The following is a 14,078-nucleotide window of genomic DNA, read 5'->3' on the forward strand; positions in this document are numbered from 1 at the left end:
TTTTTATCCTCGTTGTCTAGTAACTTCCCTGTTACTTACATGCTGACGGTTACCAAGTATAGTATCTTTAGTAGTTTGATTACCTTCTTCATCGTAAATGACAAAATCAAATTTTTGTTCAACATTACGCATTTTACTAGAGAAATTAAGTCCTATAAGGACTATATTTTTGTCTTTATAAAGAAACTTCTCTCTATAATTATTACCTTCTATCTGACCTAAAGCAGTATTAGAATTTTGGTCATGTTTTAATTCAAATATATAGGTAACATCACTTAATGAGTTAATAACAATATCTATCCTACCTTCACTAGTAGCATGTTCACTAAGTGGGTTTAATTCTGCTCCTTCTAATAAACAGTGTAAAGCTGTATGGTAGTAGGCTTCATTTCTATTATGCTTTGGATTAGATAAATTAGAGGGTATACTTGACATGCATGATCTAATAACTTTAACAAAACCTTCTAGATCTATATCTTTCAGTTTTGTAATTATTTTATCTTTAATTTTTTCACCTTCTGATTTCGATTTTTTCTTAAATTCCGGTACTAAGAAATCATAAAAAGAATCTTCAACTTCATCATTAGGAAATTCTAGTAATATTGGCTCATTAGGTCTCCTAAATTTTCCTTGTCCTAATTTATTTTTATATCCCTTAATAGTTAGATAACCTGCTTGAAACATAGCTCCTTCTATAGTTAAATTATCTTCATTATGTTCTATTAAATTAGATTTTACAACTTCAATAGGTTGAGTAGAAAAGTTTATATCAGCATTTAACTTATTCATTTTATTCACTAAAAATGTAGGCGTTCCTGTATTAATCCAATAGTTATCTAATTCATTACGACTTAAAAACATTAATGTTGACAATGGATTATATACAGATATCGTCTTGTCTTCAGGATGAAATTTATAACCATTGTACATAGCACGTATTTCACCAATTAGTATATCCCTACTTATATTTCTTTCTTCTGCTAACTCATCTATTTTTTTACTGTAAACAGAACCTTCCTGTAATAAATCTTCTTCTTTATAACCAGCTATAGTTGCATAATTTTTATCTAAAGTAATATCATTTAGATTATTCGGTCCAGATTTACATTCTTTAAAAGAATAAGCACTAACACCTGTGATAAATTCTAACTTAATAAAGTTACTAGAAGTAAGGCTTTTGATCTCAGTTAGAAAATCTCGTACAATCAAACGATTACTTTCTTTTATAACGGGATCTGATTGGTTAATAAATGGAGCATCGTATTCGTCTACTAGGACTACTATTTTATTAGCATAACCATCTAGATCTGTCATGTTTTTAACAAGGTTTTCCAATCTTGATTGAAATGTATCACCTGTTACAGTCAATTTATAATTTGAAGCAACATCTTTTAGTTTGTCTTCTAAGTATAATAGAAGATTATCAGGTGTCATATTACCTTTTCCTCCAAAGTCCACCCTAATGACCGGATATTTCTTCCAATCATAACCAGAATTATAGATATAACAATCTTGAAATAGCTCTTTATTTCCTTTAGCTATTTCTTCTAATGTGCTAACAAACAAAGATTTGCCAAATCTTCGGGGACGAGAGAGAAAGATGTATTTATTAACACCAGACATTAATTTATAAGCATGATCCGTCTTATCTACATAATACTGTGTAGATAACATTTCTTCTATAGAAACAATACCAATAGGGATATTCTCATAACCTAATTTTTGTCTTTTACTATCAGACCCTATTGACACGTCTGCTAATGGTCTTTTGTTCTCTAAGTCTTTTGTATCTTGATGCATACCATACTTATTTGTTTTACATGCAAATAAAGATAGTATAAGATACAATAATACTACATAAATACTTTTGTTTTTTTGGCAACCCATTTTTTTAAACATTTGTTTGTTACTGCTCGATATGTCTTAATGAGCCATGTAGGAAGTAACAAAGAAAGCTACATCAATGATACGTGTAACAGGTATCATGATCTCTCAGGAAGACAAGTCAGTCTATATATTTTTAGTTTACGCTACAAACTAGGCCTAAACGTCGGTCTAAATTGGCTAAACGACGTTCTAGAACAGCTAAACGTTGTCTCAAAAGCTTATTTTCTGATTCTAAGTATTGAAGTTTAACTTCTAATTCTGCTATCCATTTATGTTTTGCATCCATCACATATATACTAAATGTTACTCAATAGTAAGAAATTTTTTTTTATATATCTGGGATATTACAAAAAATCAAAGAAAAATTTGTATAGGAAGGTTAATAAATGCAACTTTATATACATTTAAAAACGTATCTTTATTCTTTATAGTATTTTACTAAACTCAAGCAAATGGAAACTACCATGTCAATGGATATGTACGCACTCACACCAAAAGAAATTGTAGCCGAACTCGACAAGTATATTATTGGACAAGCAGAAGCGAAACGGAATGTAGCCGTTGCTTTGCGAAATAGATGGCGTAGGATGCAGGTTTCTAGCGATTTCAAAGAAGATATTATGCCAAATAATATCTTGATGATTGGTCCAACAGGGGTGGGAAAAACAGAAATAGCTAGACGCCTAGCCAAAATTGCAAAGGTCCCTTTTGTTAAAGTAGAAGCTTCTAAATTTACAGAAGTAGGCTATGTAGGACGTGATGTAGAGAGCATGGTAAGAGACTTGGTAGAGCGTGCCATAACTATGGTAAAAGAAGAACAAATGGAAAAACTTCAGGAAAAAGCAAGTCAACATGTAGAAGAAACCATTTTAGATATACTACTACCGCCTATTAAAGTTAAAGGAGAAATAGAAAAACGCTCGGAACATGAAGAAAACAAACATGCTACCCGTGAACGTTTTAGAGAGAAATTAAGAAGTGGTGAATTAGATAATCAACAAATAGAAATTCAACTTAGTAAGTCTATGAATCCTAGTAGCATAAGTTTGAATGCGAGTCCTGCTGTAGAAGAAGGTATTATGATGAACTTTCAGGATATGATAAGCAACTTTTTACCAAAACAAACAAAAAAAAGAAAAGTTTCCGTTTCAGAGGCGCGTAAACTACTTTTAACGGATGAAATAACAAAACTTATTGACATGCAGGCCGTTAAAGAAGAGGCTTTAATTAGAGCTAGCAACTCTGGCATTATTTTTATAGATGAAATTGATAAAATTGCTAGCACAACCCCAGGGAATCATCCAGGGGTTAGTAGAGAAGGCGTTCAACGAGATCTCTTACCCATTGTAGAAGGAAGTTCTATTAATACCAAGTATGGAGTCATTCATACAGACCACATTCTATTTATTGGTGCTGGAGCGTTTCATATGGCTAAACCGTCTGACTTAATTCCAGAACTACAAGGTAGGTTCCCTATTCGAGTAACATTACAAAGTCTCTCTAAAGAGGATTTCTACAAGATTTTAGACGAACCTAAAAGTGCCTTGCCTATGCAATATCATGCACTACTAGAGGTAGAAGGAGTAACATTGCATTTTGACGAGGAGGCAAAAAAAGAAATTGCTTCTATCGCCTACCTCCTTAACGAAGAAGAAGAAAATATTGGAGCACGACGACTACAAACTGTAATGAGCTATCTTTTAAACCCTATACTCTTCGATGTGCCTGATACTATTTTACCAAATACAACTCTTAAAATTACTCAAGAGATGGTACAAACATCCATGTCTAAGCTAATGCAAAAAAAGGATTTGAATAAGTACATCTTATAACCTATCTGGCCGCATATATAGCCATGTGTCTGTATTTGCACATACAGGATACAACAATTCATTTTTTACTCCTTCAAGCAAAATATGTGTTTATAAAACAGGTAAAAGAAATAAAAACATACTAGGCTTGTTACATTTAAAAAACTTTGCTATTGCATTTTACAAATACTTTTGTAACTTATATTAACGGTACAGATAAGGTAAAGAGTTTTTTCCTGTATTAAGTCTTGATCTTTTCATATATCATATAACAGAAGAAAGTAGCTCATATTTTAAATATTCCCATAGGCAATAAATTTACAATTCTTTTTCATTTTAAATACATTTAGTTAGATCATGAATGGTTATAATTACAAGAAAAAAATGAACAGGCTACGTTCACGTACTATAGTAGACTCTGTAAAACCAACAGTTATCAATAGTACATTGGGAAAGCATGTTGTACCTGGAAAAGCAAAAGCATATCAGGAACAATCAAGCACTATTCCCAAAAAAATGTAGGAGTAATATATACAAAAAGAGTAGATTTTATGACCCTATTTTAGCAGTACACGCTTCTAGGGAATTTTTCAAGATGGATTAAATGCTATTTTTAAGAAACAAACGGTTGAAAAAATTTAATAATCACTTATCTTAGCAGTAAAGCGGTTTCGTAGTTCAACGGATAGAATAGAAGTTTCCTAAACTTTTGATGCAGGTTCGATTCCTGCCGAGACCACGATTCTAACAAAGCCATAATATATTTCTATATATTCATTTTTTATTGATTATAGAAATTATTAAACATAACCATCTCTAAAAAAGTAAGCATTATTGCGGGCTTTGCGAAAGCCCTATCTGTGTTTTTTTACTTCTATATTTATGAGCCGCAGACTATATGGCAAGGTTATATGTTAAAAACAACATTCCTAATATTAAAACGTCTTATTTGTAGGATATGCATTATTCTTAGACAAGACCGTTCAGTAGAGCTGAATATATAAAAAATGAGTAATTCGAAAAAAATTACCTAGTATCAAACTGCTCAACAGTAACTTCCTTATGCATAACAGAAATATGCTTTTCTATAAAATTTATAGCTCTAGATCTGCTCAAATCCACATGCAACTTTCTATAAAACTTTCCATCACCTTGTTTTAAAAAAGAGGTGACTATTTCCTCAAAAGCTGATTCAGAAGGTTGATTATCAAAATCACCTAAACGTTGAGCGGTTCTAAGGTAAGTTTTTTTAGCTTCATCCAATATATCTGAGTGCGTTACAATTAGATTATTTCTTTTAACTATTTCACTCAATAAAATTTCCCATTTTAAAGCTAGATAATTGTTTTTATATATTTCATCAATCTGATCGATAGTTGCTTCAGAATTGTGTACAGAGATCCATTTTTTGACAAATGAATCAGGTAGTTCAAAAGAAACATGCTTAAACAGTTCATCTCTAAGATTATTATAAAAAAGATATCGGGCTTCTGCTCGTTTATCAAACAAAATAATATTACGCACTCTTTCTCTAAATGGATCTTCAGAATCAACAACTCCTTGTCCTAATACTAGATCAAACAACTGAGGAGTTAAAGGTGCTGATGTAACATGATTTATTTTAGAAACTGTAAATAAGCCCAAGGAAGCTGTTTTATGGCATCTAAGGTCTTTATGTTCGTCAACACTTATACCTAAAAAGGCAGGAGAGTGATTTATTAAAGCCTCCTTTGGAAGCTCTAACGTTTGATCTGCGCGAAGACCGATGAATCTTTCTCTTAAATGCTCAGGAATATGGGCCACAGAAATACGAATATCCAAATCACTTTCTTTATCAGCATCGTTTCCTATACTAATATCCTTTAAAGTGCCATGCAAAATAGCGTCTTCTGCACTTTCTTCAAGATTTACAGATACTCCATGAACCATTTGTAGCACTTCTAAAAACTCGCCTACTGATTTATCCCCAGCACTACCTATCTCAAATTTAGTAACAGATATGTGCAGGCCTAATTCAATAGGAAAATCATCTAGTAAACCAATTTCAAAAGCAAAGGTATGTTCCGAGGAATTGGAAATATCCTGTGTTGTTGGGGAAGGAACAAAAATAGGCTCCATTGCAATAGAAATGGATTCTTGCGTAATGTAATCTCCTAATATTTTCATTGCTAACTTAGGCAATTCTTCAGCAAGGAGAGCCGGGGCATACATCTTTTTAACAAGATCTATGGGTGCAGTCCCTAATCTAAATCCTTTTAGGCGAACATTTTTAGCGTGATGTTTAATCTGTTGGTCAACAACAGATTTATAATCAGGTTCATGCAAAGTGATAGAAATAACCCCATGTCCAGGATTAATCTTATTAAATTGAATATCCAAGGTAAGTCAGATTTAAAATAAAAAACCAAAAAGGAACCTCCGTATTGCATGCAATACGAATAAAATATACAAAGTACGGATGAAGGGACTCGAACCCCCACACCTTGCGGTACTAGATCCTAAGTCTAGCGCGTCTACCAGTTCCGCCACATCCGCAACACACGTTAGTAGAATACTAACTTGTTGTAAATATACAAAAAACAAATCTTATGACAAGAGGCAGAACAGATATGGTGACTAGATTATCTCGACACCTCTGGTTACATGTATAATCGTCAGGATACATAAGGGATCGAATCGCCAAAGGTTTCCACCAGCTGTGCATAGAGTATCTTAGGTGAGATACGCACTTCATACGGTTTTTGTTGTTAAATGCTTGATATCAGGCTAAGACAGCACAGATATCGCTATTGGATAATCCCAAAAAAGTTTGTTGTTTTTATGCAAATTTTCAGTATATTTGCATGTTGCCTCTTGCTACAAACAAGATGTAAGACATTGAATTGTCCGATAGTGTAATGGCAACACGTCTGGTTTTGGTCCAGAAGACTCTAGGTTCGAGTCCTAGTCGGACAACATATGGTTTTATTATTTCTTTATCCGTCTTGTCGTCTAAATTCTCCAAAAACGTCTCAGGGAGATTGCAATGCAATAACGAGGTCTCTTAGAAAGTATTCAAAATAGGCTATGTATGCCCTTCACAACACACACAAAAATGGGGAGGCTTATTTATATCACAATCAATTCTTTTATAGTGCATTAAGTATTTCTTTCCACTGAAGTGTGCTAGAATATGTCCTTCTATTTGCAGTTGAAATGGCTCAACAAAAATTTTTTGAAAATTACAACTCTGCTGATTCATTAAACATTTATACAAAGCTTCTTTGGCACACCAGTAAATGGCCAACTTATCAAGACTGTTGCCCACATGTTCCGATTCTTCTTTGGTCAATATCTTACTTTGTACAACAGCCAATTGAGGTCTTGTGGTTTCTATGTCAATACCTACTTGAAAGGCCGTAGATAGCGCTACAGATACAAGATAACGGGTATGGGAAAAGCTAATGTGCAGATTGTCGTTTTTTAAAAACGGGCGCCCGTTCTCATCTTTTACAAGAAGGACAATAGGTAATCCTAATTGCTTAAGCAACTCCTGAAGTGCCAGCCTTACGGACAAAGATTGTCTAATTTTTTCATTAGAAGAAATTAGACAATCATTAAAACATGCTGTTAAAAGTGGATTTAGTTGCGCCTTTAATTCAACAATAGAGAGTTCTACACTCCGTAACAGCACAAAACTAGTTAAAGAGTGAGCATAAAAGCTGTAAATAGACATAAAAAGCAGCGCGCAGCTATGCTGTACTATAGCAAAGTAGTATATTTACGCACAAAAACATGTCCCTATCTATTGTGCGACACAAATAGCCTAGGAAACATTCTTTTTTTCCGCAAAATCGTTGCGCATACTTTCCACATCTACACGCTTGATAAGGGGCATAAACATAAGACGTTTAATAGCGGCCTTACGTTGCGCTGCCCTTACTCTATTTTTTCTTGCTTTACGTTGTAACCTAACTGGCATGATAGTCTTAAATTTTAAATTCAAATAAGCGCTTTCATCACTCAGTGACGATATCCCAAACTTATTTTCCTTTTTGGATAATCTCTCACTACAAGTGGGCCCTGCGGGATTCGAACCTGCGACCTTCTGTGTGTAAGACAGATGCTCTAACCAGCTGAGCTAAGAACCCATAGTTTGAAAACAAATATAGCTATTTTTTTGTAAAAACAGGTATACTGGACTGAAAAATCAGACAAAAAAAGGAGTAATTTTGTTTCCTAGAGAGGTATAATGTAAGCATACCATATGTCTAAAAAAACAAATTAGAAATTTTAGTTCCGAAGAAAAGGCTAAAAAAATAGGGTGGTGGTACAAATATATGATACTAAATTACTCAAACTAGATTTTATATTTTTGTTTTGATAATGAATATTGTATTGATTTTTTTGCATAAATAATTCTATTTTTTGTCTTTGTTAAAGCCATTATTTACTATATCTATGTTAGTGAGGTATTCAGAATAGCTTTCTGTAATGTGTTTGCTTAAAAAAAATTAACCACTTCTTATTAAACGATATAAAATACACTCAAGATCAAATACTTATTCCATCATATATTTGTACCACCACCAACTTAAGAATGCAAATGCTGAACCAGCTAAAGCCTCATTTAATTTAATTCAAAATCAGTCTAATGTATATGGTTAGATAGGCAGATAAAACACTTTATTACAACTGTTCTTTTAGATCTATTAGGAATGAACGCAATAGATGTAACCGCTCAACTACTTCTGCTGAAGTAATGGCATGTTCAGAAGGATGTTTTTGTATCACTTTACGTGCACCTTCTAAGCTATATCCTTTTTTCTTTACTAAATCGTAAATATAACGCAATTGTGTGATATCTTTTTGTTCATATCTTCTAGCTCCCTTACTATTCTTAGTAGGTTGAAGAATGCCTATAAATTGCTTCTCCCAAAAACGTATTAGAGAAGGAGCTACCCCTAAAAGCTGCGCAACTTCTCGGATGGTAAAATATTTCTTTTCCATTTAACCAGTAGAAAGAAATGGTAAGTACTACACACCACTAACCATTAGACCTAAAATGGATACTCAGCCCAAAATGGATCCCAACCTAATAATTAGAACAAAGTGTTTGTATTTGGTTAGCAGACTGTTTACGAACTGCATCATATTCAGCAGGGGTTAATTCACCTACAAAATATTGAATGGGATCTACTCGTTTTCCATTACAATATACTTCATAATGAAGATGAGGAGCTGTCGAAAATCCTGTATTGCCTACCGTGCCTATCCGCTGTCCCTTGGCTAGTTTCTGGCCCTCCTTAACGATGATCTTATTTAGGTGTGCATACATCGTTTGAAATCCATTTCCATGTTCAATCATTATATGATTTCCATACCCTTTTTTGCTATTTTTAATCCATTTAACAGAGCCATTTGCAGCAACATAGATGGGCGTATGCATGGGAGCAGAAAAATCAACGCCTTCATGTTCTTTATAGACCTTGTGTATGGGATGTAGACGCATGCCAAATGGAGCAGAAATTCTTTTTAAATGTTGCTTGGAGACAGGAGGAAAAGCAGGTGTAGATCTTAACTTACTAGCAGCCTTATTTGCAAGGCCAAGGATATAGTTATAAGATTTTTTTTGAATAATTAATTTGCTATTCAGCTGGTCTACTCTAGAAAGTGTCTGAGCAATGAGTGTATCCTTGCCTAAATGGGCATATTTATTTACTCCTCCTATGCCTGCATTACGTTCTACAGAAGAAAGCGGATCCGTATTTAATAAAACCCTATAAATGGTATCATCTTGTTCTTGTAAGGATGTTAAAAGCGTTGTACTTTGTTCTATTTTTTTTTGTACAACATGGTAGTAGGACCGTAGCTGTTCGTTCTCTGCTAACAATGTCCGTTCTTTAGGGGAAATAAAAAAATTGTTATAGTATCGAACCATGCCACATGCAGCGGCAAACGAAAAAAATAGAAAAATACAACTACGTAGTATGATGGTTGATACAGAGGCACGAACACGTTCATAGCTACAGGTAACAGGATTATAATAGTACTTGGCTTTACGCATGAAAATATTACTTGGCAAAATAAAACAGACCTTATTTTAGCAAAATATTAAATTTTTGGTTAATAGTCAATATACTATTGAATAATTATTACTAATATTGAAAAATAATGAACCAAAAATTATAATCAAAAACGACTATGCGTTACAAAACGATTGATAAACATCTGTTCATAAAAAATAGGCAAAAACTTCTAACACATATGCGCCCCAATAGCTTGGTGGTATTACATGCAAATGATATTTTACCTAAAAATACAGATAGTACTATGCCATTTGTACAAAATAGTGATCTATTTTATTGCTCTGGGATAGACCAGGAAGAGACCATTTTATTGCTTTATCCCGATGCAATAAGGCAGGAATGGAAAGAAATATTATTTATAAAAGAGACAGGTGCTATGTTAGCCATTTGGGAAGGAAATAAGTATTCTAAACAAGAGGCAAGGGATATTAGTGGAATTGAAAATGTGTGCTGGACCAGCCAATTTGAGTCTACTTTTAACGTACTAATGGGTTTAGTTGAATATGTATATCTAAATACCAATGAACATATAAGGGCAGCTTGTACAGTAGAAACTAGAGATAGGCGGTTTATCCATTGGTGCAAACAGCGCTATCCACTACACTGCTACGGACGGATTGCACCTATTATGCAACAATTGCGTGGCATAAAAGAGAAGGGAGAAATAGCACTTATACAAGAAGCATGTAACATTACAGAGGCTGGATTCCGTGCTATTTTGCCCCATATCCGTCCTGGATTAATGGAGTATGAAATAGAAGGCTTGCTTTCATATGCGTTTCTTAGCAGGGGATCAAGGGGATTTGCCTATGCTCCCATCATTGCTAGTGGTGCTAATAGCTGTATTCTACACTATACCAACAATGATCAACCTTGTCAATCGGGCGGGGTGTTGTTATTGGATATAGGTGCAGAATATGCGAACTATTCAGCAGATTTAACTCGGGTAGTGCCTATAGATGGAAGATTTACCACCCGACAAAGGGAGGTGTATAATAGCGTGTTGCGCATATTAAAAACGACCCAAGAAATATTGCGTCCAGGTCTATCTTTTGCAGATTACCATAAAGAGGTTATTGCTATGGTAGAGCATGAACTATGCACACTCAATCTGATAGACCGTACAGATATTAAAAATCAAACCCAAGAAGTACCGGCTTATAAAAGATATTTTATGCATGGCATCTCACACCACTTGGGTCTTAGTACACATGACTTAGGTGACACATATGATATGGTATTACCACAGATGGTTTTCACAGTAGAACCAGGGATTTACATCAGAGAAGAAGGCATAGGCATAAGATTAGAAAATAATATTGCCATAACGCACGATGGTATACAAAATTTAATGCAACATATTCCTATCGAAGCAGAGGAAATAGAAGAATTAATGCATTGATTTATAAATGGCTTTAATACAGATAAAAAATAAAACTAGTTATGTTTTTGCATAACATGCATTCAGCTGTTGTGTGATCTGAGTTGCAATTTCCTTTACATCAGGATCATTTTTATCTGGATGACAAGATAACATAATCTTGAAGAAAGCTTTTTTTATCTCATTCTTTTGCGCTCCATTTGGGAGATCTAGCATAGAAAAAATATCTTTACTATTATTTATTCGTTTAAAAATTCTCTTTTTTTTCTCACTCAAGGCCTTACATTGATCAATTTTCTGATCTAGTTCTTTTTTTAGTTCAGCTTCTTTAGATTGATTACCAGGCTGTTTTGGGGGATTGTTTTTATAATATTCCTGTAGCAGTTCTTTAAAAACGCTATTTAGTGTTGCGTAAGCATTATCATATAAATAACCCTTAACATCTTTAGTCTCATGAAATGCAGAGTCCAACTGACTTTGTATTTTATAGTAAGCCCTAGTGATAGCGATAACTGTAGCATTTTCTTTTTTAAGACCGAAGAGCTGATACTTGTCAAGTTGTTTCTCTATCATATCATGCAATAAAACAAAATAAGAATTGTTCAGCACATTTTTAATTTGTTTTTTTAAGTCCGCATCACCTACTGCTTTTTCAAAAAAACAAACCCTTTCTTTATGTTTTTTTTCTATGGTATCAATAAGATCAAATTTTGGTATGTTCGCATATTCTTCGTCATTCATTCCTAAAACGATATGATATTTTTTATCATTCATATCTTGTCGCATTTTACGGAGAATATCAGCAAAGTTTTGCTGCGTTCCTCCTCCTTGCGTTCCTCCTCCTTGCGTTCCTCCTCCTTGCGTTCCTCCTCCTTGCGTTCCTCCTCCTTGCGTTCCTCCTCCTTGCGTTCCTCCTCCTTGCGTTCCTCCTCCTTGCGTTCCTCCTCCTTGCGTTCCTCCTCCGGGATTTTCTTCTTGTATCTTTTTTTGTGATTGGTCGTTAACTTTCTCAACATGCTGTGGAGAATTATTATAGCCAGGTATCAAACCTTGTGTTAGTTTGTTAACTTTCTCAACATCTTTTTTAGATATATCAGTATTTTTGGGAGGATTACTCGTCTTATTAGGTTTACACCCTCCGCATAGAAATCCATACAAAAAAAAGAACAAACATAACAATTTTCGTGTATACATAATTTCTATAGTCTTTTAGTTTTTTCTTAAAATCTTAATAACCAATAGCCAAAATAGCCACGATGAGATAATGTAATTATTATAGCTAATAAAGGTAGCCCTTTCTACAAAAATAGGATTTTATTTTCTAAAACAAACGTGTTGCCATATATTTCTCCCACTTATGTACAAGCCTAACAAAATTTTCAGGCAGCGGTGCTTCAAAAAACATAGACTCATTTGTAATAGGATGTTGAAAGCCAAGGGTAGCTGCGTGTAATGCTTGATGAGGCATGATTTTGAAACAATTTTGCACAAAAGCTTTATAAGAGGCATGCCATTGTCCACTGACTATTATATTACCTCCATATAGCAGATCTCCAAAGATGGGATGACCTATATGCTTCATATGTACACGTATCTGATGGGTACGACCGGTTTCTAATTTGCAGGTTAACAAGGTAACATGATGGAACCGCTTCATTACTTGATAATGGGTAACAGCTCGCTTCCCTTGCTGGTTATCCGTAAAAGTTAAAATGATTTTACGGTCATGGCTATTTCGACCTATATGCACATCAATAGTGCCAGCATCATCTGTAAGACTTCCCCATACCAAAAGGTAATAAGTACGTTCAACCGTATGATGATAAAACTGATCTGCCAGAGATTTTAAGCCCTCTGCTGTCTTAGCAATTACCAATAGACCGGATGTATCCTTATCAATACGATGTACCAAACCTGGCCTAGTAGGCATATTGTCCTTTAGCGGTAAGTTCTGATATCGATAACATAGGGCATTGGCTACAGTTCCTATTCGGTAGGTTGCATCTGGATGCACAACAACTTGGGCTGGTTTATTGATAACAAGTAGGTGATCATCTTCATATACGAGGTTTAATGGGATATCTTCTGGTATCAAGACATCCATGTCTATAGGAACAGGAAGTTTGGCATGTATGTTATCTCCAACATGAACAACATAATTACCTTTTATAATGTGGTTATTTGCTGTAATAAGCTGTCTTTCAATAGCTTCTTGTATTTTATTTCGGCTAATATGTAATATTTCTGACAAAAACTTATCTATTCTGCGATTACATATTTCCTCTGTGACTGTAATACAATACTCCTTATAGGTAGTATGCGCATCAGAAAGAACATATGATGATGTGGGGTTAAATCCATTATGATGATGCACGTCCTATATAAGATTTTGGTAAAATAATAAGATCCACCTAAAGATTGAATACAAAAGGCAATCAAAGAGGATCATCCGCTATGAAATATTTTCTCTTCATTAACTCATGCATCAGTATGGCACTTTTAAAAAACTTTCGTTTTTTTTTCAACCCCAGTTTTGTAGCTATTACTGCTTGACGTCGTAACTTTTGGTTTAATAGTGCTTGAGAAGATACTACATCTTTTGCCCTTCTGCTATGATAGGGAACATAATTTTGGCTGATGCTATGGATAGGCTCTTTTTGTGATGTATTTTTATCTACTACTGATGGGATAACCAATGATACAGGGTAGTTATCTACTGCTTTTATTTGATTATGATTATATGATTCTAGTGGGGAGATATAGCTCCCGTCGCCATCGTCTTCATCCTCTTCGTCTGCTAACCATTGTGCATTATCTGATTCTTTTTCACGTTTGATTAAGGTTTTTAAGATCCAAAAAACTACTATGGCAGCAATTTTAAAGGTTGGATCCGCATAGCATATAAGAAATTTCATTTATATATTTCGAATA

The 14,078-nt window shown here is 34.2% G+C and carries 12 protein-coding genes and 4 tRNA genes; 4 read left to right on the forward strand and 12 right to left on the reverse strand.

Annotation, left to right across the window (positions count from 1 at the left end; all coding sequences use genetic code 11):
- Positions 1–3: 3 nt before the first annotated feature.
- Positions 4–1,800, reverse strand: a complete 1,797-nt coding sequence (locus tag CCPUN_RS00560) for an AAA family ATPase (protein ID WP_165941872.1) — start codon at positions 1,798–1,800, stop codon at positions 4–6.
- Between the two features lie 220 nt (positions 1,801–2,020).
- Positions 2,021–2,173, reverse strand: a complete 153-nt coding sequence (locus tag CCPUN_RS04665) for a hypothetical protein (RefSeq protein ID WP_165941873.1) — start codon at positions 2,171–2,173, stop codon at positions 2,021–2,023.
- 178 nt (positions 2,174–2,351) lie between these two features.
- On the opposite strand from CCPUN_RS04665, the gene hslU reads away from it, so the two are divergent.
- Together hslU and CCPUN_RS00570 are read left to right on the forward strand one after the other, a co-directional pair.
- On the forward strand, positions 2,352–3,719 hold the full coding sequence (gene hslU, locus CCPUN_RS00565) for an ATP-dependent protease ATPase subunit HslU (RefSeq protein ID WP_275541298.1): 1,368 nt from the start codon (positions 2,352–2,354) through the stop codon (positions 3,717–3,719).
- Positions 3,720–4,365: 646 nt separating this feature from the next.
- Positions 4,366–4,437: transfer RNA gene (locus CCPUN_RS00570), tRNA-Arg, on the forward strand.
- A 287-nt stretch (positions 4,438–4,724) separates the two neighbouring features.
- Here the strand turns inward: CCPUN_RS00570 and CCPUN_RS00575 are convergent.
- Together CCPUN_RS00575 and CCPUN_RS00580 are read right to left on the reverse strand one after the other, a co-directional pair.
- Complete coding sequence (locus tag CCPUN_RS00575; protein ID WP_133281649.1) at positions 4,725–6,077, reverse strand: trigger factor; 1,353 nt, start codon at positions 6,075–6,077, stop codon at positions 4,725–4,727.
- Positions 6,078–6,151: 74 nt separating this feature from the next.
- A tRNA-Leu gene (locus CCPUN_RS00580) sits at positions 6,152–6,233 on the reverse strand.
- Positions 6,234–6,581: 348 nt separating this feature from the next.
- On the opposite strand from CCPUN_RS00580, the gene CCPUN_RS00585 reads away from it, so the two are divergent.
- Positions 6,582–6,653, forward strand: a tRNA-Gln gene (locus tag CCPUN_RS00585).
- Between the two features lie 109 nt (positions 6,654–6,762).
- Here the strand turns inward: CCPUN_RS00585 and CCPUN_RS00590 are convergent.
- The 5 genes from CCPUN_RS00590 to CCPUN_RS00605 form a co-directional block, all read right to left on the reverse strand.
- Complete coding sequence (locus tag CCPUN_RS00590) at positions 6,763–7,413, reverse strand: 4'-phosphopantetheinyl transferase family protein (protein ID WP_133281650.1); 651 nt, start codon at positions 7,411–7,413, stop codon at positions 6,763–6,765.
- A gap of 90 nt (positions 7,414–7,503) precedes the next feature.
- Positions 7,504–7,659: a hypothetical protein gene (locus CCPUN_RS04675; RefSeq protein WP_165941875.1), complete on the reverse strand. Its 156-nt coding sequence runs from the start codon at positions 7,657–7,659 to the stop codon at positions 7,504–7,506.
- A gap of 95 nt (positions 7,660–7,754) precedes the next feature.
- A tRNA-Val gene (locus CCPUN_RS00595) sits at positions 7,755–7,828 on the reverse strand.
- Positions 7,829–8,366: 538 nt separating this feature from the next.
- Positions 8,367–8,687 (reverse strand): MerR family transcriptional regulator, encoded by a 321-nt coding sequence (locus CCPUN_RS00600; RefSeq protein WP_133281651.1) that lies wholly within the window; start codon positions 8,685–8,687, stop codon positions 8,367–8,369.
- Between the two features lie 85 nt (positions 8,688–8,772).
- The gene (locus tag CCPUN_RS00605) at positions 8,773–9,744 is read right to left on the reverse strand and encodes a M23 family metallopeptidase (protein ID WP_133281652.1); all 972 of its coding nucleotides are present in this window, start codon (positions 9,742–9,744) and stop codon (positions 8,773–8,775) included.
- 137 nt (positions 9,745–9,881) lie between these two features.
- Between CCPUN_RS00605 and CCPUN_RS00610 the strand changes: the two genes are divergently transcribed.
- Positions 9,882–11,168, forward strand: coding sequence for an aminopeptidase P family protein (locus CCPUN_RS00610; protein WP_133281653.1), 1,287 nt, complete (start codon positions 9,882–9,884; stop codon positions 11,166–11,168).
- 39 nt (positions 11,169–11,207) lie between these two features.
- Here the strand turns inward: CCPUN_RS00610 and CCPUN_RS00615 are convergent, their stop codons facing one another.
- The 3 genes from CCPUN_RS00615 to CCPUN_RS00625 form a co-directional block, all read right to left on the reverse strand.
- The gene (locus CCPUN_RS00615; RefSeq protein WP_133281654.1) at positions 11,208–12,341 is read right to left on the reverse strand and encodes a J domain-containing protein; all 1,134 of its coding nucleotides are present in this window, start codon (positions 12,339–12,341) and stop codon (positions 11,208–11,210) included.
- Between the two features lie 127 nt (positions 12,342–12,468).
- Positions 12,469–13,521: an RluA family pseudouridine synthase gene (locus CCPUN_RS00620; protein ID WP_133281655.1), complete on the reverse strand. Its 1,053-nt coding sequence runs from the start codon at positions 13,519–13,521 to the stop codon at positions 12,469–12,471.
- Positions 13,522–13,582: 61 nt separating this feature from the next.
- Positions 13,583–14,062: a hypothetical protein gene (locus CCPUN_RS00625; RefSeq protein ID WP_133281656.1), complete on the reverse strand. Its 480-nt coding sequence runs from the start codon at positions 14,060–14,062 to the stop codon at positions 13,583–13,585.
- Positions 14,063–14,078: the final 16 nt, after the last annotated feature.

This window comes from Cardinium endosymbiont of Culicoides punctatus (assembly GCF_004354815.1).
GTDB lineage: Bacteria > Bacteroidota > Bacteroidia > Cytophagales > Amoebophilaceae > Cardinium.

Bases quoted from the DNA above. Each gene is read 5' to 3' on its own strand.
- CCPUN_RS00560 (WP_165941872.1), bottom strand. From the start codon at position 1,800: ATGCATCAAGATACAAAAGACTTAGAGAACAAAAGACCATTAGCAGAC.
- CCPUN_RS04665 (WP_165941873.1), bottom strand. From the start codon at position 2,173: ATGGATGCAAAACATAAATGGATAGCAGAATTAGAAGTTAAACTTCAA.
- hslU (WP_275541298.1), top strand. From the start codon at position 2,352: ATGTCAATGGATATGTACGCACTCACACCAAAAGAAATTGTAGCCGAA.
- CCPUN_RS00590 (WP_133281650.1), bottom strand. From the start codon at position 7,413: ATGTCTATTTACAGCTTTTATGCTCACTCTTTAACTAGTTTTGTGCTG.
- CCPUN_RS04675 (WP_165941875.1), bottom strand. From the start codon at position 7,659: ATGCCAGTTAGGTTACAACGTAAAGCAAGAAAAAATAGAGTAAGGGCA.
- CCPUN_RS00600 (WP_133281651.1), bottom strand. From the start codon at position 8,687: ATGGAAAAGAAATATTTTACCATCCGAGAAGTTGCGCAGCTTTTAGGG.
- CCPUN_RS00605 (WP_133281652.1), bottom strand. From the start codon at position 9,744: ATGCGTAAAGCCAAGTACTATTATAATCCTGTTACCTGTAGCTATGAA.
- CCPUN_RS00610 (WP_133281653.1), top strand. From the start codon at position 9,882: ATGCGTTACAAAACGATTGATAAACATCTGTTCATAAAAAATAGGCAA.
- CCPUN_RS00615 (WP_133281654.1), bottom strand. From the start codon at position 12,341: ATGTATACACGAAAATTGTTATGTTTGTTCTTTTTTTTGTATGGATTT.
- CCPUN_RS00625 (WP_133281656.1), bottom strand. From the start codon at position 14,062: ATGAAATTTCTTATATGCTATGCGGATCCAACCTTTAAAATTGCTGCC.